Annotated in this window: 17 protein-coding genes and 1 pseudogene; 3 read left to right on the top strand and 15 right to left on the bottom strand. The window is 57.8% G+C overall.

What is annotated here, in order from left to right:
* The 4 genes from CFR79_RS14090 to CFR79_RS14075 form a co-directional block, all read right to left on the bottom strand.
* A partial coding sequence (locus CFR79_RS14090) for a transposase (protein ID WP_146220148.1) occupies positions 1 to 234 on the bottom strand: 234 nt, incomplete at its 3' end.
* Between the two features lie 555 nt (positions 235 to 789).
* Positions 790 to 1,533, bottom strand: a complete 744-nt coding sequence (locus CFR79_RS14085) for an SDR family NAD(P)-dependent oxidoreductase (RefSeq protein WP_181417451.1) — start codon at positions 1,531 to 1,533, stop codon at positions 790 to 792.
* Positions 1,534 to 1,651: 118 nt separating this feature from the next.
* The gene (locus CFR79_RS14080; protein ID WP_110548312.1) at positions 1,652 to 2,524 is read right to left on the bottom strand and encodes an SDR family NAD(P)-dependent oxidoreductase; all 873 of its coding nucleotides are present in this window, start codon (positions 2,522 to 2,524) and stop codon (positions 1,652 to 1,654) included.
* A gap of 49 nt (positions 2,525 to 2,573) precedes the next feature.
* Positions 2,574 to 3,818, bottom strand: a complete 1,245-nt coding sequence (locus CFR79_RS14075; protein WP_110548311.1) for an MFS transporter — start codon at positions 3,816 to 3,818, stop codon at positions 2,574 to 2,576.
* Between the two features lie 203 nt (positions 3,819 to 4,021).
* Between CFR79_RS14075 and CFR79_RS14070 the strand changes: the two genes are divergently transcribed.
* A complete protein-coding gene (locus tag CFR79_RS14070; RefSeq protein WP_110548310.1) occupies positions 4,022 to 4,573 on the top strand; it encodes a TetR family transcriptional regulator in 552 nt (183 codons plus the stop codon).
* 92 nt (positions 4,574 to 4,665) lie between these two features.
* Here the strand turns inward: CFR79_RS14070 and CFR79_RS16045 are convergent.
* From CFR79_RS16045 to CFR79_RS14050, 4 genes and pseudogenes are all read right to left on the bottom strand, one after another.
* A pseudogene (locus tag CFR79_RS16045) lies at positions 4,666 to 4,970 on the bottom strand (DUF3363 domain-containing protein); the annotation flags it as partial.
* A 43-nt stretch (positions 4,971 to 5,013) separates the two neighbouring features.
* The gene (locus tag CFR79_RS14060) at positions 5,014 to 5,877 is read right to left on the bottom strand and encodes an SDR family oxidoreductase (RefSeq protein ID WP_110548309.1); all 864 of its coding nucleotides are present in this window, start codon (positions 5,875 to 5,877) and stop codon (positions 5,014 to 5,016) included.
* 32 nt (positions 5,878 to 5,909) lie between these two features.
* Complete coding sequence (locus CFR79_RS14055; protein WP_408884590.1) at positions 5,910 to 6,581, bottom strand: O-methyltransferase; 672 nt, start codon at positions 6,579 to 6,581, stop codon at positions 5,910 to 5,912.
* 219 nt (positions 6,582 to 6,800) lie between these two features.
* Complete coding sequence (locus CFR79_RS14050; RefSeq protein ID WP_110548307.1) at positions 6,801 to 7,442, bottom strand: TetR family transcriptional regulator; 642 nt, start codon at positions 7,440 to 7,442, stop codon at positions 6,801 to 6,803.
* Between the two features lie 688 nt (positions 7,443 to 8,130).
* On the opposite strand from CFR79_RS14050, the gene CFR79_RS14045 reads away from it, so the two are divergent.
* Positions 8,131 to 8,505 (top strand): VOC family protein, encoded by a 375-nt coding sequence (locus CFR79_RS14045; RefSeq protein ID WP_110548306.1) that lies wholly within the window; start codon positions 8,131 to 8,133, stop codon positions 8,503 to 8,505.
* Between the two features lie 64 nt (positions 8,506 to 8,569).
* On the opposite strand, the gene CFR79_RS14040 is transcribed toward CFR79_RS14045, so the two are convergent.
* From CFR79_RS14040 to CFR79_RS14020, 5 genes are all read right to left on the bottom strand, one after another.
* Positions 8,570 to 10,303: a tannase/feruloyl esterase family alpha/beta hydrolase gene (locus CFR79_RS14040; RefSeq protein ID WP_258373628.1), complete on the bottom strand. Its 1,734-nt coding sequence runs from the start codon at positions 10,301 to 10,303 to the stop codon at positions 8,570 to 8,572.
* 196 nt (positions 10,304 to 10,499) lie between these two features.
* Positions 10,500 to 10,928 (bottom strand): PNPOx family protein, encoded by a 429-nt coding sequence (locus CFR79_RS14035; protein ID WP_110548304.1) that lies wholly within the window; start codon positions 10,926 to 10,928, stop codon positions 10,500 to 10,502.
* Positions 10,925 to 11,644 carry a DUF554 domain-containing protein gene (locus CFR79_RS14030; RefSeq protein WP_110548303.1) on the bottom strand — a complete coding sequence of 240 codons (720 nt, stop codon included), beginning with the start codon at positions 11,642 to 11,644 and terminating at the stop codon, positions 10,925 to 10,927. The genes CFR79_RS14035 and CFR79_RS14030 overlap by 4 nt, the downstream gene beginning before the upstream one ends.
* 10 nt (positions 11,645 to 11,654) lie before the next feature.
* The gene (locus CFR79_RS14025) at positions 11,655 to 12,245 is read right to left on the bottom strand and encodes a UbiX family flavin prenyltransferase (protein ID WP_110548302.1); all 591 of its coding nucleotides are present in this window, start codon (positions 12,243 to 12,245) and stop codon (positions 11,655 to 11,657) included.
* 99 nt (positions 12,246 to 12,344) lie between these two features.
* Complete coding sequence (locus tag CFR79_RS14020; protein WP_110548301.1) at positions 12,345 to 13,853, bottom strand: UbiD family decarboxylase; 1,509 nt, start codon at positions 13,851 to 13,853, stop codon at positions 12,345 to 12,347.
* Between the two features lie 92 nt (positions 13,854 to 13,945).
* Here CFR79_RS14020 and CFR79_RS14015 point away from each other — a divergent pair, with 92 nt between their 5' ends.
* Positions 13,946 to 14,839, top strand: coding sequence for a LysR substrate-binding domain-containing protein (locus tag CFR79_RS14015; RefSeq protein ID WP_110548300.1), 894 nt, complete (start codon positions 13,946 to 13,948; stop codon positions 14,837 to 14,839).
* A 97-nt stretch (positions 14,840 to 14,936) separates the two neighbouring features.
* On the opposite strand, the gene CFR79_RS14010 is transcribed toward CFR79_RS14015, so the two are convergent.
* Positions 14,937 to 15,722: a siderophore-interacting protein gene (locus tag CFR79_RS14010; RefSeq protein ID WP_110548299.1), complete on the bottom strand. Its 786-nt coding sequence runs from the start codon at positions 15,720 to 15,722 to the stop codon at positions 14,937 to 14,939.
* Between the two features lie 197 nt (positions 15,723 to 15,919).
* The gene (locus CFR79_RS14005; protein ID WP_110548298.1) at positions 15,920 to 18,328 is read right to left on the bottom strand and encodes a recombinase; all 2,409 of its coding nucleotides are present in this window, start codon (positions 18,326 to 18,328) and stop codon (positions 15,920 to 15,922) included.
* Positions 18,329 to 18,940: the final 612 nt, after the last annotated feature.

Raw genomic sequence — 18,940 nt, 5'->3', positions numbered from 1 at the left:
TATCCGTTCGATGACGCCGCTTTCACACCAGCGGCGCAGACGCCGGTGCACGTTTTTCCAGTCCCCGAAACGGGCAGGAAGGTCGCGCCATGGAATACCTGCGCGATAGCGATACAGCACCGCCTCCACGAACAGACGGTTGTCCACCGCAGTGCCGCCGACATAGCCTTCTCGACCGGGAAGAAGATCCTTTATCCGCTCCCACTGGTCATCGCGTAAACTATAGCGCCGCATCTGTCTGTCTCCCTCAAAACGGGAAAACAGTCAGCACACGCAGACACAAAGTACAACCCTCACAGGCCACATTCAGAGCTTAACTGACGACACGCCGTAGAGAAGCTGCCGTACGGTGTGCTTTGAGATGTGTGCTGTCGATCATGAGGCATTCTGGAACACCGGTCTGCGCAGCCAGAGTTGTGAAAATCTCCTTAAAAACGCCGCACTTGCTCCAGCAGAGGAACCGGTTGTAGAGGGGGGCGTGTCATCAGAACCCTCTGGGTGCATCTTTCCACTACAAGTCGTTACGAATCTCATACATGATCCCGCTGATAACCCGAAGGTCATCCACACGGGGTAATAATGGCTGCATAACCTTAATCTGCTCGCGGCTCAGCATTCGCAGTCTGCTCATTCCAATTCTCCATAGAGAATTGGCATCACATCAGGATCATGTCGTAAAAAGATTTGACCCTAACCCAAAAGCCGTGCCGCTTGATAACTTGTATTGGTCGGATATTAATCGCAATAGCCCGGTATAAGACTGACATTCCCAATCTTGCTCCCGACATATCAAGCCAAAAAGCCTCCATCAACGGCAATATGTGCGCCGTTGATGTAAGATGCCTCATCGGACAAAAGAAAAGCAACGGCAGTCGCAATTTCGCGCCCAGTGCCTACTCGGCCCATCGGAATTCCATTATCGACTACCTTTTGTGTTCCTTCCGGGTGAGCTTGCGTCATTTCAGTGTCGATAACTCCTGGTTGAAGCTCGTTCACCCGCAAGCCCTGCCGTCCATACTGTATCGCCGCCGTCCGGGTGAGGCCCCGGATGCCATGCTTGGCGGAAGAATAATCGGCAGTAGGACCACCACGATCGGCGAACACGCTGGAGACGTTGACGATTGCGCCCCCGCCGGCAGCCAGAATCGCGGGGATTTCATATTTGAGTCCATAGAACAGGCTGCTAAGATCAATACTGATCGTGCGGTTCCAGCTTTCGACGCTCATCTCCGGGAGCGGATCAAAGCAGCCAGAGACGCCGGCATTATTGACCGCATAGTGCAAGCCGCCGAAGGCCTCGACGGTGCGTGCAACTGCCCGTTCGATATCTTCTGGCTTGCTGACGTCGCCCGCGACAGACATTACCCGACCGCCAGCGGTGGTAATTTCTGCCGCGACCTCGGCAAGTTTTTCTTCCCGCCGGCCGACCAGAGTGACAGCGGCTCCGCGCTCCGCCAGCACAATGGCTGTGTCGCGTCCCATGCCCGATCCCGCCCCCGTAACGAGCGCCACCTTATGCTCGAATTGCTTCATATTCGTCTTTTCCTGTTTCAAGGGCGTGAATTTCGGTAGGCGGCAGATGCACGGATGGGGCTGAGCCACTTGCTCGGCCTCACTCGGCATCTTTGGAAGATCGGGGGCCGATGAAGGATTATTTCGCCGGCTCGTCCGCCGGCATGTCGGCAGGATACTCCTGACCGAAATCGGCCGAATTGCTGATTGCCTGCCAGACCGTGACTTCCGCGATCTGCTTGTTGGAATAAGCAATGGCACTCTGCACGGCGCCGCCACCAAGAACGAGATGCGTGGGGATGTTCACCCGCTTGACGGTGCGCACGATGATCTCCCCGGCCCGGTCCGGGTCTCCACGGTTCGTAGTAGCGGTGCCCATGATGCGAGCGATGTTCCCGACCGTGGCATCATATTCCTGGGGAATATTCTGAATGTCCATCGACACACCCGCCCAATCCGTCGCGAAGCCGCCTGGTTCGATCACAAGATATCGAATGCCGAAGGGCGCTGTTTCCGCCGCGAGCACGCGGGTGAAGCCGTCCACAGCGAACTTTGCTGCCTGATAGGAACCGAGGCCCGGCGTTCCACCGACACGTCCACCGACGGATGAGAACTGCACGATCGTCCCCGATCCCTGCTTGCGGAGAACCGGCAGAGCGGCCTTCGAGACGTTGTAGACACCCCAGAAGTTGGTCTCGAACTGACGCCGGAAATCATCTTCAGGAGCGGTTTCAACAGCGGCTATGTTAGCGTAGCCCGCGTTATTCACAACGATATCAACCCGGCCGAAATGCATGACGGCAGCGTCGATCGCCTCGCGCGCAGCAGCGGCATCCGTCACATCGAGCGCGACCGGAAGCACGCGGTCGCCATATCTTTCGACCAGTTCCGCCAGATGTTCGGGGCGGCGGGCCGTCGCAACGACGGAATCGCCTGCCTCAAGCGCAGCCGTAGCCAACGACCGACCAAAGCCGCGTGAAGACCCTGTTATCAACCAGACATGTCGAATCATGATGTATTTCCTTTTGAAGTTTGAGAAATTCGTCGGCCCTCCTGCTGGATCAGCGAACTGAACGGATGGGCACGATCAGCAAGGCCGAGCCAATGCAAAGGAAGGCTGCGAGCGCGAACATTGAGGGATAACCACCGAGCCTGACGGCCATTGCGGTAAGCATTGGTGCGAAGATTCCGCCCAGCGTATTGGCTACTGTCAGGAAGCCTAGGTCCTTACCGCGTGTCTTGGGGTTCGGCAGAACTTCCGTCGCCAGGGCGCCATGAACGGCGAGGTAGATACCGTAACCAAATCCATTGACCGCCTTGTAGCCTATCATTGCCCAAGGCCCAGCCCAGCCCAGCAGCAGAAGGATTGAGGCTCCGATCAGGAAGGAAGACAGGTAGGTAAGTGGCTTGCGCCGGCGAAAACGGTCAGAAATGGGACCACCCAATGCACCACCGATGATGGCACCGGCGACGTAGGCTACGGCGGACTGACTCAGGGTCATCGCAGCCCCCGCCTGATCCTGTCGAAGATAATCAGTGACAATATAGAGTTGGTAGCTGAGCAACATGGCGGTACCCAGCACTATGAAAAATCTGGCGGACACGGCCCAATAGAAGTCAGGAGCGGCGATTGGAGGCAAAAGAGACTTCAACACCGCAGCGGTATCCGCAGGAAGTCGTGGTACATCCTTATTCGACTGCTCCCGCGCGACCATTACAAAGATAAGACCAGCCAGAGTGGGGACCGCAGCGATGCAGAAGGCTCCCTTGCCAGGGTTCCCAATAAAAGGGGAAGAAATGATCAACCCCAGCGCAAGGCCGATAAGTTGCCCCACGCCTAACGCTGCATTAAGGGAGCCGCGTTGGGCCTCGGGCACGCGATCTGGAATGACGGCCGTCGTGGCCACAAGCTGCGCGCTGAATGCCATCATCACGACGCTCGTCGCGACGAGCAGCATGAAGACGCTTTGCGCTACCGCCATTGCCAATAGCGCGAGCGTGCAAACAATACCTCCGCCTACGATCCACGGGCTGCGCATACCCCAGCGACTCCGGGTTCTGTCGGAAAAATTCCCGGAAAATACCGCCGCGAATAACGACGCGATTCCGGAAACAACAGCGATCAGGGCCACCAATGAAATACGATCGGATTTGCCCGCGATAAAATTAAGCTTGGCCGCGACCAACACACCAGCGACAGCAGACTGAACAGAACTTTTCCCAATGGAAACAAGGAATAATCCAAGACCGAGTCTGCGCAGACTGACTTCAGGACTCTGCGTCGTTGGGGGCCTAAAATCCGTCATCACGCCTCACAAAACCAACCGGATGGTTTATTCTGGGGACATGGGCGCGCGATTGTCAACCATCTAGTTGGTTTTTTATGGAGAACTGCTACCTGGTGCAGCGTATCGTTGGGCGTTCCGACTACCCTTTTCGAACTCAACTGGTTGGTTTATTTACGAGATGCCTATAGCCGCGAACGGCAGATAAGGATCAGAGCCCTGTTATGAGAAAATCCGATGCGACCAAGCAGCGTTTAATCGAGGCGGCGACTGTTGAATTCGCGACATACGGAATCGCTGGAGGTCGCGTTGACCGGATTGCAGCGAACGCCAAATGCAACAAGCAGGCGATCTATGCATATTTTGAAAGTAAAGACGGTCTGTTTGATGTCGTCTATGACAGGATGGTCAATGCAACCATTCAGAGCATTCCGATCGATGCCAATGATCTCCCCGCTTATGCGGCCAGACTTTTTGATCGCTATCGCACTCATCCCGAGGTTCTGAGGTTAACGCGCTGGCATAATCTTGAACGGAATACGCTGCCTCCGCAGATGGCTCTTGATGCGGCTGCTGAGAAGATCGCCGCCATTCGCGCTGCCCAAAAATCCGGTGTGATCACCTGCCGTTACAAAGCCGAAGATCTACTCGAGCTCCTGTTGAGTATGGCCAAGGTCGGGGCTGAAGGCTCGCCCGAAAGCGGTCCTTCCAATGCCTCTCCGGATGATTTACGCAAAACTCTGATCGACGCTGTGAAGAAAATCGTTGCGCCATAGTGCCGGACTTTGGACACCCGGCCCGCTCTTAACCTGACGCCTGCACTGATCGTCTTGGCTACAGAGCAAGGTTGAACAGCTTTGCAAAAGATTTAGATGGCTATCCCTCTCTGCCTCCCCAACTGCCACGATACCGATCCGTCCTGTACTATACCCCTCACCTCCCGACCGAGGTGACTCTCGATCACAGGCCGCCACGGGACCAGCGTGAACTCATGAGATTTCTCGACGATGGCGAACTTCCCGCTTGATAGCTGAGCGGTGCCGATGAACGTGCCACTAACCGTCTCGCCATCGACGGCGGCTCAAAACGGCATGGGCTTCGCATCTGCCAGTTTGTCCTGACACGGGAGACGTCGCCCTGCTCCTGAAGCGTGGCGGGCAGGCTACGCCGGTATCCGAGGGCCCGCACAGGCCATGAGCGGCCCGCTTGATGAACGTCAGGCGTAGTAAGCAGGCTGTTCGAGATCAGCGAGCAGTGAAGGGCCTGTCGGGTTCCAGCCGAGAAGCGCACGCGTTCGCACACTGGATGCGGCCATGTTCGCGGCCGCCATGTTGGCGAACCAGCCGAAATGCTCCCGTTCTCTCGGCTCCACCGGCAAGCTGAGCCGACGACCAATGACGCTGGCAATGTCCCTGAACGGCACGGCTTCATCGGCAACCGCATGATAGACGGGTTCGGTCACGCCCTGTTCGAGCACAAGCCGATAGACTTTTGCCGCATCCGGTCGATAGACGCCGGACCATTTGTTCTGGCCGTCACCGATATAGGCCGACACGCCCTTTTCGCGCGCCAGGCGAATGACGATCGGAATGAACCCATGATCGCTGATGCCATGCACCGACGGCGCAAGTCGTATCGTGGCAACACGGACACCGCGTTCCTTCATCGCCCGCGCGGCCGCCTCAGACCTGCGCGGAGAGGCCGGATCAGGCAGGTCCGTCTCCGTTGCGCCGGCAGGCAGGCCCGACAGCCCGGACGTGACAAGAAGCGGGCGCTCCGATCCTTCCAGCGCACTGCCCAAAGCCTCAATCACACGCTGATCCTGCGCCGCACTTTCGGGGAATTTCGAGAAATCATGGTTGAACGCCGTGTGAATGACCGCATCGGCTTCTGAGGCAGCGTTTTTCAGCGCGTCCAGATCATCGAGCGTGGCGCGTAAGACCGTAGCACCGGACGCGGCCAGGCGAGCCGCCTTTTCATCATTCCGGGCCAGGCCGGTCACCTGATGCCCGGCACCGATCAGATCCTGAACCACGGCGGAACCGATCCAGCCGGTGGCCCCTGTTACGAAGACATGCATGGTTCCGTCCTCTTCAGATATTGGAATTATGTTCAGCCAAGCCTTACGGACAGTTCGACATCCCCGGCGAACGGTACGGAGAGATACCCGGCGGCAGGAGAGCGGACGCGCGCCAGATACGCAGGGCTGTGATCGGCATTATCCGCGACGATCAGCGCGCCGGTCTGCAGCCTGTCCTCCAGAAGATCGAGAATATCAGGATAGAGCGGTTTGGCGCCGTCAAGCAGTACGAGATCGATGCTCTCGGGGAGACCGGTCGCCAGCGTCTGCAGGGCGTCGCCCTCGCGGAACTCCACAAGATCGGCCAGACCCGCTTCTTCAAGATGATGCCGGGCGCGGGCAATCTTGGAGGATTCAAACTCGGTGGTAATCAGCCTGCCACCGCCATTGTCGCGCAGCGCGGCGGCGAGATGGATGGTGGAGAGACCGAAGGACGTTCCGAACTCAACAATGCCTTTCGCCCAGTTGGCGCGTGCCAGCATGTAAAGCAGCGTACCCGTCTCACGCGAAACAGGGAGCCATAGGTCTTTTGCGAGACCATAGAATTTCCGATAGTCGGTCCGACTTCCGGCGAGGCGCTGCAATTCCTCACGGGGCAATTCCGAGACGGCAGAGCTTGTTGCGGCATCTGCCTCAGCAAACAGGCGGTCCAGCAAAGGCGCAACAGGCACGCTGGTCAGCGTCGAGGTCTTTTTGAGGGTCACGGGGGCGGTCATGGGGTGATCTCCGCACTAGGTTTCGCGCTTTCCGTGCGCCCTACAAAAATACGACGAACCCGTCATTTCCACTATTCGCATTGCGCCGCCCACAGAACGGCTTTGAAATACTCAGTGTTTTTCATCAGAAATATTGGGAGCGCGCCGCTGGCTCATCGAGCGGGTTCGCATTTCCCACATGGGAGGCAGAGCAGTTACCGCTCTCGGTCAAACAGCATAGTCGGCCGACATCTTCACAAGCCAGGCGCAGAACATGTCGGCCATGGCGTCCGCATAGGCATCGATTTCCGCGATTGTCCGGGCAGTCCCGGAAAATTCCTTGCCGACCGCGCTGAAGGTCATCGTGATCAGATCGGCTGCCAGTTCACGCGTTCGGTCGGGCGCGTCCGGGAGAAGCTCCTGCATGAAACGCAGCATGATCCGGTCGCCGGATTCCCGTGCTTCAGAGGCCTCGGGCGCATCCCGATAAAGAGGAGCCGCATCGCCCAGCGCCACGCGAACAGCCGCCTCTTCGCATTCGGAGCGTATGAAGGCATGAGTGACCGCGCGCAAACGCTCCAGGGGCGGATGACGCTTATCCTCAAGGATATCGTGCAGCATTTCTGTCGTTCGCCGCCATTCGTCGGCCTGGAGCCGGAACAGGATCGCTGCCTTGTTGGGAAAATACTGATACAGTGAACCAACGCTTACGCCCGCCTTCTCGGCAACGCGCGCTGTCGTAAAGCGGGTTGCACCTTCCTCCGCCAGCACCAGTGTCGCGGCTTCCAGAATTGTTGCCACAAGCCCGGCGGAGCGGGTTTGCTTGGGTTGCTTTCGGGCCGAAATTCGAGGCTTGGGACGATCGGTCATGCCACTCCGTAAAACGCGAACAAGCAATGTGACGAATTAATCGTATTTCCAGTCCCGCGCAAGCGGAGCTAGTCGGCCAACTCCCTGCATCAGGCCGCAGAAAAGCCTGGTTCCGGCCAGTGGCGTCTCTACTCGTCCCGGCTAGACGCTCGCGTTACCGACATACTCCCACACAACTGGTCAATCCGGGCGGCCAGGTCCAATCTGTGCAAGACCCGTCCCTGACCGGACGTGTGTCAAACGCTGGCGAGAGCGTAATGGCCGCGACAGGCAGGGAGACAGGAGAACCGCCCGAGCCTTGCTCACATGTCATCAGGTGCGTGCTTTCCATATGGCGGTCCAGCGCCACCTGTGATCTCCAACTTTCCAAAAGATATTATACCGTTTTCCAGCCAAGGCACACATACAAACCTGAAAGTGGCCCACGTCTTTGCTCCAGCCTCCGGCTTTACGGCCAGAACGCAGTCTGGCAGAAAGAGAGCGCCGAAAAAGACGTATGTCGGTTTGGTAAGCCCGACGCCCTGAACATGGTTCTGATCATGCTCTCCTGCCAGAGCAGATCCCGCGGCCGGATCACATGGTTCAGACGCCATGATGTGACGGCTGTCGCGCGTCCTGTCCTCAAGGGGAACAGGATGGATCACCCGTTCACAGATCCGCCTGCAACGCATGATACAGGGCTTTTCGGATGAAGCTGAACCATATCAACCTCTGCACCAGCAATGTGCTGGCACTGTCTTCTCTGCTTGAAAAACACTTCGGGTTTGTTCTTGAAGAAACACGCGGACAGCACGCTTTTGCCCAGCTTACGGGCACGGATGGCATGACGCTGGTCCTGATGGACATGAGCAAAACACCCCAGCCCTACCCGCGCAATTTCCATATCGGGTTCATTCTCGATGATCCGCAGGAAGTGCGCGCCCGACATGCCAGCCTGTGCGCCGACGGCTATCTGCCGGGACCGGTGGAGGTCATGACGCGTGGGCGTGATCGCTGGACCCTGTTCTATCACCCCGCAGGTGACGACCTACTGATCGAGGTCAGTGCGCAGGAACGGGCGTGAATATCGCGCCTGTCGCCTGCCTCACGCCACCCGGCATCTGACGCCGGGTGGCAAACTGTTCTAATTACTTCGTGTCTTCTACGGCAAGCTTTCCGTCCCGGACGCCATACTGCTTCTGATTATCCGGACCGATCAGCGACGTGGCATGGCCTGCAAACGTCATGGGCAGGGAGACGGGTGACTTTACGGGGCGGTAATTCCCTGCATCATTCACATCCCCTGCCCCGACATACTGCGCAATGTAGGGATAGGGATAAACCGGGCGGCTGGCGATCGCTGCCGCATCCGGTCGGGCGTAAGGCTGGTTGGGCATGGGGGCCATGTGGATCTGGCCACCAGCCGGCGGCTTGCCGTGCCCTCCGGGCGGCGGTCCCATCGACCCATCACCTTGGGCTGTCTTTTCCGTACGAATAGCGTTGGGCGCAATGCCAGTTTCCGTCCAGGCCATGAGCGGGGACAGAAAATCGACCTGCGGGAAGCCCTCACCGTTTCCACAATGTCCCACACCGGGCAGCAGATAGAATTTCAGGAAACTGTCAGTCTGCTCCACGCCCATTTCCCGCTGCACGCCCTGATAATATGCGATGGTGTTCAGGGGCGAGATCGACTGGTCCGCCAGCCCGTGCCAGAGGATCAAGCGGCCACCGTGCTTGTGAAACGGACGGAGGTTTGTGTTCTCGGCATTATATAGCGGTGCCAGCTTGGTCATGGTGGCGAAGGACGCGTCATCAAAATGAAAGCGGGTCAGGTCAGCCGCTTTTTCATCCACCTGCAGCGGAATGACATAGGCAATGGCGGAAGCGGCAATACCCTGGCTCATGGACTCTCCGCGTGCTGTGGCAGGCAGCGCCCATTGCAGTTCTGAACCCGGCAGTGGACCACCGATGATGTATGGGCGCCCCGCCGCATCTGTGGCCCCCTTGTAAAGCCGTAGCGCCGCCTGCGTTTCCTCCGCTGTCAGGCAGTGCGATGTGTCACTCTGGCCTGCCGCGCACTGTACCCACACGGGATCGAAATGGCAGGCGCGAGGTTCTTCCAGAATGCCGTCCTTTACACCCGAAAGCGTATCGCAGTGACGGATAACGGCGTCATGCAGCACCCCCACACGGTTTTGCAGCAGGATATTGGTGCCATCGGCACGCTGGTTCCCGCGCACGTTCCACGCATGGTAAAAGGAGTTCTGCACGGTAAACAGTGCGGCCGGAGCCCCTGCGGAAATCCCGTCAAAATCCTCGGGGTAGCGCTGCGCCTCCATCAGGGCTTCACGCCCGCCATCGGAGCATCCTACAAAGTAGGAATATTTCGGGGCCTGGCCGTAGAAGGCCGCTGTCAGGGCCTTGGCCGCCAGAGCGGTGACATGGTTGGCGCGATAGGCGAAATCGATGCGTTTTTGCGGGTCTTTACCGAATTCGCCCTGCGCCAGCCCCATCATGGAGCCAGTATGGCCCATGTCGTCCCCAGCCATGACGAATTCGCCACGCAAAGCCGGGACACACGCCTCCGCATTGCTCACGCCAACATGAGTCATGCCGCACAGGCCGCCGCAACCGCCGAGCAGAAAGCGCTGGGTCCAGTGCTCCATGGGCAGATCGACTTCAAAGGAAATCACAGGCGCAATCCGGCCCGTAATCTTGCAGAATTTACCCTTTGGAGTGTCCAGCACAGCCGCTTTCTGGCCGTAAACGGCAGCGCCCACGGCGGGCGCAAGATCGACATTGCCTAGCGCCTCACAGGAGGTAACGGGCTTTACTTCCGACAGGCTGGCGATATCCGAGGCCCGCGCCGGGTTCGAGAGCACAGAGAGGAGGCTGATTGCCGGTCCCACAATCCACAAAAAGACGGTCAGCTTTAAAAGTATTCTTTTCATCGCAGGTAAGATGCCCCGTTCAGTCAATCGTTCGATGCGGTTCATTAGCCGAATTCACGCGATGGCGCGCCAAACAGAATGTATGGGTTTGTAATAAAGGCAACTATTCAAAGCCCCCCGCAACCCGTTACTCCGCCCTCCATTCTTCCTTGTAGCCAAACCCGTTCCTGTTATCGGTCGCCTTGATGTAAAGCGGCGTAAACGCCCAGTAGACAGGCTGAAGATGGGCTGGAATAGAAAACCGGGCCATATAAAGATTTGCTGCCAGTTCCCGGTCCTCAATGCACAGCCTCCGCACAGGCCCCTCCATCTGCAATCCACGCAGGAGAGGAATGGAGCTGTCCTGACCACTGACTGTTGCTACCCCTCGCCCTGCCTGCCCCAGCAGAATGCCGTGGCGGGTCGAAGGGTCTGTCACAAACAGCAGGCGTGCACGTAGTGGGTCAAAAACATAGAATATAGGCGCTGCCCAGTGCTGATGCCCGGCACAAACCGCCAGAGACATGACATGGAATTCTGCTACCAGGGCATCAATCCGGGGGGTAAATATGGTCATGGTCCGACAAACCTTAGCCATATGGTGGTCATGGGCATGGCCAGCACCAGTGCAGGCAGCATGTTACCAACCGGGAATTTGACAATGCCGCATATCCGGAAGCCGGTTGCCAGCATCAACACACCCCCTACGGCTGCAAAATTGTCATTCATCAATGGGGTTGTCAGCGGGGCAAGGTAAGTCGCACCTGTCGCAAGGGCCAGCAGAACTGCCAGTTGAGGAATGCATATGGCCGCAACAGCAAAGCCCAGCGTTGTTGCAAAAATGGCGGCGGTCAGGAAGTCCAAAACAGATTTGGCCAGCAGGATGGAGGGATCTCCCGTCATACCTTCATGAATGGCACCGAATATACCCGTTCCGCTTGCGCAGAAGAGAACGGTAAGGGCAACGAAGCGTTCTAGAAATACCTCTGGCATCAGATCTGCCGGCATAGGCACAAAGCGTCCCATCAAGCGGTTCCCCCATGTGGAAACCGCGCCCAGATGAGTCTCCAAAGCGCAACTTTCCCCTATGATGACACCAAGCAGCAGGGATAAGACCATCACGGCAACAGCATGGCCGTGGACAATCAGCGAAACACCCATTCCCATGGATGCCAGACCAAACATTATAGGCAGACCATCTTTCAGGCGTTGTGGAATATGCCCACTCAGGGCCGCGCCGAGAATTCCGCCTGCCAGCACTACGCCGGCATCTGTATATGAGCCGATCAGCATGGCTGTTTTCCTATTTTTCTGCTGAGACGGTAGACAGTGTTTCGCCCCAGCGGGGCATGTCAGGCACTTCCACGCCCAGCAGGGACAGGGCGCGCGCGGCACTATGGCGGATGATATCGGCACTTGTGCGCGGCGCCGCGTAAATGGCGGGAACCGGCGGGAAAATGATACCGCCATATTCGGTTACGGCCAGCATGTTACGCAGATGACCCAGATGAAGTGGCGCCTCACGCGTCATCAGCACCAGACGCCGTCTTTCCTTGAGCGCGACATCGGCCGCGCGCGTGACAAGATTATCCGTCACTCCCGATGCAATTGCACCAAGCGTATGCATGGAGCACGGGGCGATAATCATGCCTTCGGTACGAAAAGACCCACTTGAAATGGGCGCGCCTAGCGCACCTGGTGAGTGGATATAGGTGGCAAGGGCATACACGTCCTCAGCCGACAGACCTGTTTCATGCTCACGCGTCAATTGCGCGCCACGGGACATGACCAGATGGCTCTCGATATCCGCGTCCCGCAGCAGGCTCAGGACATCAACCCCATACTGGAAGCCCGATGCCCCCGTAATACCGACGACAATCCGTTTTCGGGCCATTGAAAGCTCCCGTTCTGAAGATGTTTCCTGATGACGGCTGAAGTACAGAACCTATCTGCCTGCGCAGGATGACGAACCGGCAAACAGGTTCCTGCGGCATTACATGCCCGCTTTCGGAAAAATCGAAGGTGCGAACGGATGTGGATCGACTTCGCGGAACTGCGCACGCACAAAATGCTCTTTCAGCTTCCACGGATAGGTGCAGTCAAAGATCGTCTTACACGACACGCCTTTTGCAGGAATTGAGGGATCGTAATCAGGCACCTGCGAGGGATCGAGCACATGGCCCGTCACTCCGGGTAAAAACATGGTATCCACATTGCCCTGATACCGGGTCTGCATGGCCCAGAGCACGTCGTTACTGTCAAACAGGTCTACATCATCATCCACGATGATGATGTTCTTGAGTTCGCGATAAACTGCCAGCGCAATCAGCGCGGCCTGACGCGCCTTACCCGCATCACCCGCACTACGTTGACAGACCTGAAGGATCGCCAGCAGCTTTCCTCCCCCCGCGCTATGCGCATAAACATTTTTCACAAACCCCGGCAGCGCCTTGTCACAGGCATTGAAAATGCTGGCTTCCGTCGGGATGCCTGCCAAATTCACGTGTTCTTCACCCGGCCCGACCAATGTCTGCAAAATAGCGTTCTTCCGCATGGTCACCGCCGTGACCTTGATCACCGGCAAGGACGGATTGGCAGGACCGTTATAACCGGGAAATTCTGGCATCGCATGTCCGGTATTGGTATTGACGTCCTCCTGTATCCGCCGTCCCGGCAGGATCTCGCCTTCAATCACGATTTCGGCCCGGGCGATGGAACGTTCTTTCACCGTCACAGCATCTACGAGTTCAACCGCTCTACCACGCAGTCCGCCAGCTACGGTCAGTTCATCAAACCCCAGCGGTGTGGTAGGAGCCTCAAAACATGCGCCGATCGGGATGGCAGGATCCAGTCCCATATTGATGGTGATAGGCAGCGCTTCGCCTCGCTCTTCCGCCTTGGCACGGAAGGCATCAATATGGCGTCCGGGCGCGAAAAAGACCGAGAGTTCATCGCGCCCCTGCACGCACAGACGATGGATGGTCACGTCCGTATGGCCATTATCCGGATCGCTCCCCAGTAGCAGGCCGAGGCAGAAATAGGGACCAGCATCCTCTTCCGTATTGGTTGGGGCCGGGAGGAGATGACGCAGGTCAAAGTTCGGGTCATCAGTCCGAAAGACCTGTTCCTGACACGGGGCGGACTCCCCCTTGAGAACGACCGGAGCAATCCCGTTAAGGACCGCCTCGCCCATCCGCTGCCCAAGCTCTTCGGGTTTGCTGTCAAGCAGTAAGGCTACGCGCTCGCGTTTCGCCATAAGGCCAACCAATACACGCGCGCCGGGGTAGCCTTTCACATTCTCGAACATCATCGCCGGACCGGTTCTGGTCGGACGCATGACGGTACCCCCAGCCCCGACACGTTTATAAACACCCGCCAGTTCGGAGCGGGGGTCGATCTCATGGTCTGTTGAAATCAGTTCATCTGGAGACTGCTCAAGCCTAACCAGAGCGGAGCGTAGATCGATGACCGGTGAGTTGGCTGTGTGATCTGTCCTGTTCATGACATTGTCCTTCCTGTCGCAAAAGGAAGGCTATCCGGCCACCATAATATGTTCCATATTCACTATATGGCATTATTGATAAGTGAAATATTATGGATGAACATCTAACGTCTGTTTCTCTACGCCGGTTGGCTGTCTTTCTCACTGTGTGCGAAACCCTCCATGTCGCTCGTGCGGCTGAAAAGCTCGACATCGCACAGCCCGCGCTCAGCCAGCAGATCAAGGCTCTGGAAGAGGCTCTTGGTGCCCAGCTGTTCCATCGTCGCAAGCGAGGCATTGACCTGACCAGTGCTGGCCATGCCTGCCGGGAGGCGGCACAGCACCTCCTAAAGAGCCATCACAACCTGATCGACGGGGTGCGAAGCATTGCCCGTGGTGAGATGGGCCAGCTTGTTCTGGGTCATGTCGGATCGGCTCTGGCGGGGCGGATTTTCCCCGACCATCTACAGAGAATGAAACAGCACTTCCCTGAGGTGCAGATCACGTTGGCTGAAAAATCCATCTCGGATCTTGTCAGTGCTGTCACAAAAAAGGACATCGATGTTGCTCTGGTACGAGATCTTGAAACTGTTCCTTCCATCTGCAGCACACGACGGTACATAACGGAAAAGCTATTTGTTCTACTTCCGGAAAACCATCCCCTTGCATCCCGAACCGACCTTTCCATACGGGCAATCCATGCCACTCCCCTGATTGGTTTTCAGGATCCGGACGAAGTCGGCATCGCACGTATTGTGCAACAGATAGCCGAAAAAAACGGCCTCTCCCTTGAGCCATCATGGAAAGTTACCAATATCGGCAGCATTTTCGGAATGGTTCACGCAGGTTTTGGCCTGTCAATCGTTGCCGAGAGTGTGACAGCACTTCTACCTGCCGGTCTGAGCGCCCTCCCCCTGAGTGAACCTGACGCAGAATCAACCCTGTTTCTATTGTGGAACAGAGAGCAGATCTCGCCAGCATTACAGAAGTTCATTGAGCTTTCCTGAAATGCCTCCATAATCTGTGAACCGGACATCGCTAAATTAGGTCACTCGAATCACCTCATTACTGAAAAGCATAAATAACCAGTCATCTTCATCTCGTTCAGCGCACATCTCCGACATCCCTGACGGAAGCATCGGCCTGTCCCTTCACCCAGTAGCCGGATGCCTTGACCCATGGGGCCGGAATCCTGCGCTCATCCAGAAGATACTGACGCACAGCCTTCGCCACGCGGGCCTCAGCACTGACCCAGACGAAAGTACGGTCAGGGATCTCCAGATTTTTCAGAACAGCGAGAATGCCCGTGGCTTCATCCGCCTGATCCATGGAACGATGAACCCAGCGGGCAGCATGGCGCGCGACCGTGGCGAAGACCTGCTCATCTTCTGGTCCCGGCACAGCCACGAGCGTTGTGACAGGCGTGTCGGCTGGCAGTTCCTCCACGCGACGCCCGATCGCGGGTAACGCCGTTTCATCGCCAATCAGAAGCCACTGGTCAATCGGTCCGGCAATGATCTGCGACCCACGTGGACCGCCGATTTCCAGCCGATCTCCCGGTCTGGCAGCCCTTGCCCACGCAGCCGCTGGTCCACCATGATGATTGACGAAATCCAGAAGCAGCGTACCGTTCTGCGGGTCATAGCGACGCGGCGTGTAATCACGGCGGGTTGGCGTGCCGTCCAGACCTGGAATGAAGATCTTGATGTGGTCATCCGGCGCTGGACTGGTGAAACCGGCCAGTTCGGGTCCGCCCAGCGTGATGCGGATCATGTGCGGAGTCAGGCGCTCAACGGCGCGAACCTCAAGACTGCGACTGACAAGTTCATGCCTCACGCGTCGGATCTCGGGGCCATTACCCCGATTTAAAAAGGACTGGAAGAGTTTCATGACTATGTATCCTTATCGTGCCGACAGGCCGGTGACTGTGGATACACAGACGCACAGGCTGCCAGCATCTTGCTGTCAGTTTCTGTGCGTTGTTTCACGTTAACGCATACGAAAGTACGATCAGCGAAGACCGCACTAGCTGTCATGATCAAAGCCTTCGGAGGCAGAGTCTGTCAACGGGTTTCTCAGTATCCTCCTCAGATCGGACAGACGCCACTGGCGCATTGAAGATGCGCCCAGTCCACCACTTCGCGCACCTCATCATCCTGAATCATGGCGGTGATGGCAGCAAATTTTCCTGCCGAGACTTCCTCTTCCGGCAGATATTCATAACCAAGGCCGGAATCCGGGCGGCTCGGCAGCACGGCGCAGCAGCGCACATGCGGCTGGTTGGCCGCCACCATGGCGCGGAAACTGTCCAGACTATGCCGGTCGGTATAGACCTTGAGCGTGTAGGACACCTGATTGCCCTGCTCCGCCCCGATCCAGTATTTCTCCAGCAGTTCCAGCCAGCGATACTGCTCCTCCGGAGAGGCTTCGGGTGCTGTCACCACACGCTCGCCCATGCCGAGACGCTGGATAAGCGGCACGGTCGGAAAGCCCACAATACTCATGCCCGGAAAGCTGCGCAGCGAACGCACGGGATAGCCCTTGCGCTCATAGGTGGGCAACAGCGGATCGGTTCCTGCCTCCCATGTGCCGTCCTCGCGCCGCACGCCCTTGAACTGCACCCAGCGAAGATACTGCCGCCGTGCGGGCAGATGCGCTCCTTCGGTCAGACCGAACAACTTGGATGTGGTGCCCGCGGGCTTGACGGTTGTAACCGTAATCGGTCGGGCGGTGCCGGTCTCGTGCGCATAGGCATCCGCCTCGCTTTTGGCGATGGTGGAGAGTTCCCTCACAGCGTTCCAGAAAGGAGCTGCGCGTTCCTCATCCAGTAGATCGCGGAAGTCGAGGCCAAAGCGTACCCATGCCCACTCATGCAGGCCGGTCGGGCCGATGCCGATACGGTTGGTCCGCCGCACTTCCTCACCATATAGCGCGTCCATGCAGTTGGCACGCAGCAGGAAACGTACGCCCAGCCGCACGGAATCCCGCACGCGGGCATCCCATACTGCCACCGTCGCAGGCGGCACCTGACCGGGCGTCACATCCTCCAGCGCCACGGGGCAGGCCAGCAGCGGAGCGAAATCACCAATCACACAATAACCACCCGTGACGTGCAGTGTGATCTCACCACACGGATTGGTCGTGACCGGGAAATGCGCGGAGGTGGCCCGCTGCGCCAGATCCGCCAGCAGGGCCGCCCCCTCGGTGGCCTGATAACGATGCGAGCGGAAATCCCGCCCATCCGCATGCACCTGTTTGAGCCGTGCGCTGCCGGTGCGGTTATCTTCCAGCCGGTCACCGTTGATAAAGCCAGGCTCACCATTGATCCATGCGCACCGCGTGGCCTCGGCAAACACCGTGCGGGCATGGCCGGCCAACGAGCCGGTCTTTGCCGGATCGTTCACGTAATCCCAGAATTCGGCGTCCACCATGACGGAATGGTTAGCGGTCCATAGCCCGCCTTCTTCCTTGGCGCGGATGAAGCGCAGCACATCCGCATCCCGCCATGATTTGGTCGCCATGCGTGCGGCCCGACGGGCGCCCCCAACCTGCACCTCGACGGACAGATAATGATCCACCCGTAGCGCCTGTTCCCATAGTGGCATGTCGCCTGCGCGCGCGGCCTCGATCACATGCTCTCGCACATTGAGCAGCCCGCGCAGCAACGAGACCGGTCCCGAAGCTGGCCGCCCCTGCATGCCTGCAATTGGACTGCCCGCGCAGCGGATGGCGCTGAAATCCAGCACCAGCGTGCAGCTGCGTTCGCCACGGAAGGCCATCGCCTCAATGGTCTCGACCGCCTTGCCCCAGCCTTCACGGCTGTCCTCGATGACATGGAGAAGTTCATCACCTTCGGGAGCACGGGCGAGCACGGTTCTTTCCAGAAAGGCACGGACCTGTGCCTCGATCTCCGCATCGAAGGCTTCCTGCGCCGTGCCCCAGGGCAGGATCTGCATCTCAAGGCCGAACCGCAACAGGCTGGCGCGATCATGCGGGTAGTCCGGATGATCAGGCGACAGGACGAATTTCAGATCCGGGGCCTGCCCCCAGTCCACCACGCAGAGTTCGTCGTCATAGGCCCGCCCGACGCCGGAGCCATTGAGCAGCAGGTAGAATTTCGCAAAAGAGCAGATGGCCGTGGCACAATTAGTGAACATTTCCATGTTGCGACCCGGCTGCGTGCTGTCGCCATGCTGCAGATGGCGTCCCGATGTGAGCAGCGCCCCCGTGGCGATTGCGTTACGCAGTTGCATGATCTCCGCATCACCGACCGTAGCCAGCAGCCCGGCATTGCCTTCGGCTACACGGTCGGCGACACGCCCAAAATCTTCGCGGTCGGAAGGCCGGAACACGGTCCGGCGACCAACTGCCTCTCCCATACCGCGATCCAGCGGACGGGCGGAAATCGGCCGGGTTCCGAAAGCCTCTTCAAACGGGTTGCGAACAGCTTCGCATCCTCCCTGCCCACCCGTAAACAGCGAGAAATCTCCATCCATGCACCGGCTCCATTCTGCGGGGAGTATGGCCCATCTCCAGCACCACAGTCGCTCATATTGTGTCTTGGGCGACATCGTGACACCAGATGTTGTGTATTGCACGAACAAAATAGCGGGCCGCACTTTTCTGATCGCTGTCACCCGCAGTTTTCCTTGATATGCGATCTGATTTTTTTGGTTCCTACTGGACGGCCTGCCAGAAGAATCATGTCGGTCGCTTCGAACGCCAGTAGCCGCGACGTCATCGCCACCAGGAAGGTCTGTAAAAATACTCACGTACACGTGAAATCAAGCGAAAACTACGCTATGCTTTCACTCCCGATTGCATCCTATACGCATCCTGCGCGTGGACCAGAAACGCAAAAGGCCGCCCAATGGGCGGCCTAAGCGTTTGATATTATTTGGTAATTTTGGTTGCGGGGATAGGATTTGAACCTATGACCTTCAGGTTATGAGATAGATTTTTTACCCTACGCAGGCCAACGCCCACGCCGACAGAATTGCGCCGGACCACGAAAACCCTTTGTTTTTCCTTGAAAAATAGTCCCGTCCGGATACGTCATTCGTTCACCGACTACGCTCGGTTGCGCTCTCATCTGTTTCCTATGTGTT

The organism is Komagataeibacter saccharivorans (assembly GCF_003207825.1).
Taxonomy (GTDB): Bacteria; Pseudomonadota; Alphaproteobacteria; order Acetobacterales; family Acetobacteraceae; genus Komagataeibacter; species Komagataeibacter saccharivorans.
This window is presented reverse-complemented; position numbering and strand designations above follow the sequence as displayed.

Bases quoted from the DNA above. Each gene is read 5' to 3' on its own strand.
- CFR79_RS14085 (WP_181417451.1), bottom strand. From the start codon at position 1,533: ATGAAGCAATTCGAGCATAAGGTGGCGCTCGTTACGGGGGCGGGATCG.
- CFR79_RS14080 (WP_110548312.1), bottom strand. From the start codon at position 2,524: ATGATTCGACATGTCTGGTTGATAACAGGGTCTTCACGCGGCTTTGGT.
- CFR79_RS14075 (WP_110548311.1), bottom strand. From the start codon at position 3,818: ATGACGGATTTTAGGCCCCCAACGACGCAGAGTCCTGAAGTCAGTCTG.
- CFR79_RS14070 (WP_110548310.1), top strand. From the start codon at position 4,022: ATGAGAAAATCCGATGCGACCAAGCAGCGTTTAATCGAGGCGGCGACT.
- CFR79_RS14060 (WP_110548309.1), bottom strand. From the start codon at position 5,877: ATGCATGTCTTCGTAACAGGGGCCACCGGCTGGATCGGTTCCGCCGTG.
- CFR79_RS14050 (WP_110548307.1), bottom strand. From the start codon at position 7,442: ATGACCGATCGTCCCAAGCCTCGAATTTCGGCCCGAAAGCAACCCAAG.
- CFR79_RS14045 (WP_110548306.1), top strand. From the start codon at position 8,131: ATGAAGCTGAACCATATCAACCTCTGCACCAGCAATGTGCTGGCACTG.
- CFR79_RS14035 (WP_110548304.1), bottom strand. From the start codon at position 10,928: ATGACCATATTTACCCCCCGGATTGATGCCCTGGTAGCAGAATTCCAT.
- CFR79_RS14030 (WP_110548303.1), bottom strand. From the start codon at position 11,644: ATGCTGATCGGCTCATATACAGATGCCGGCGTAGTGCTGGCAGGCGGA.
- CFR79_RS14025 (WP_110548302.1), bottom strand. From the start codon at position 12,245: ATGGCCCGAAAACGGATTGTCGTCGGTATTACGGGGGCATCGGGCTTC.
- CFR79_RS14020 (WP_110548301.1), bottom strand. From the start codon at position 13,853: ATGAACAGGACAGATCACACAGCCAACTCACCGGTCATCGATCTACGC.
- CFR79_RS14015 (WP_110548300.1), top strand. From the start codon at position 13,946: ATGGATGAACATCTAACGTCTGTTTCTCTACGCCGGTTGGCTGTCTTT.
- CFR79_RS14010 (WP_110548299.1), bottom strand. From the start codon at position 15,722: ATGAAACTCTTCCAGTCCTTTTTAAATCGGGGTAATGGCCCCGAGATC.
- CFR79_RS14005 (WP_110548298.1), bottom strand. From the start codon at position 18,328: ATGGATGGAGATTTCTCGCTGTTTACGGGTGGGCAGGGAGGATGCGAA.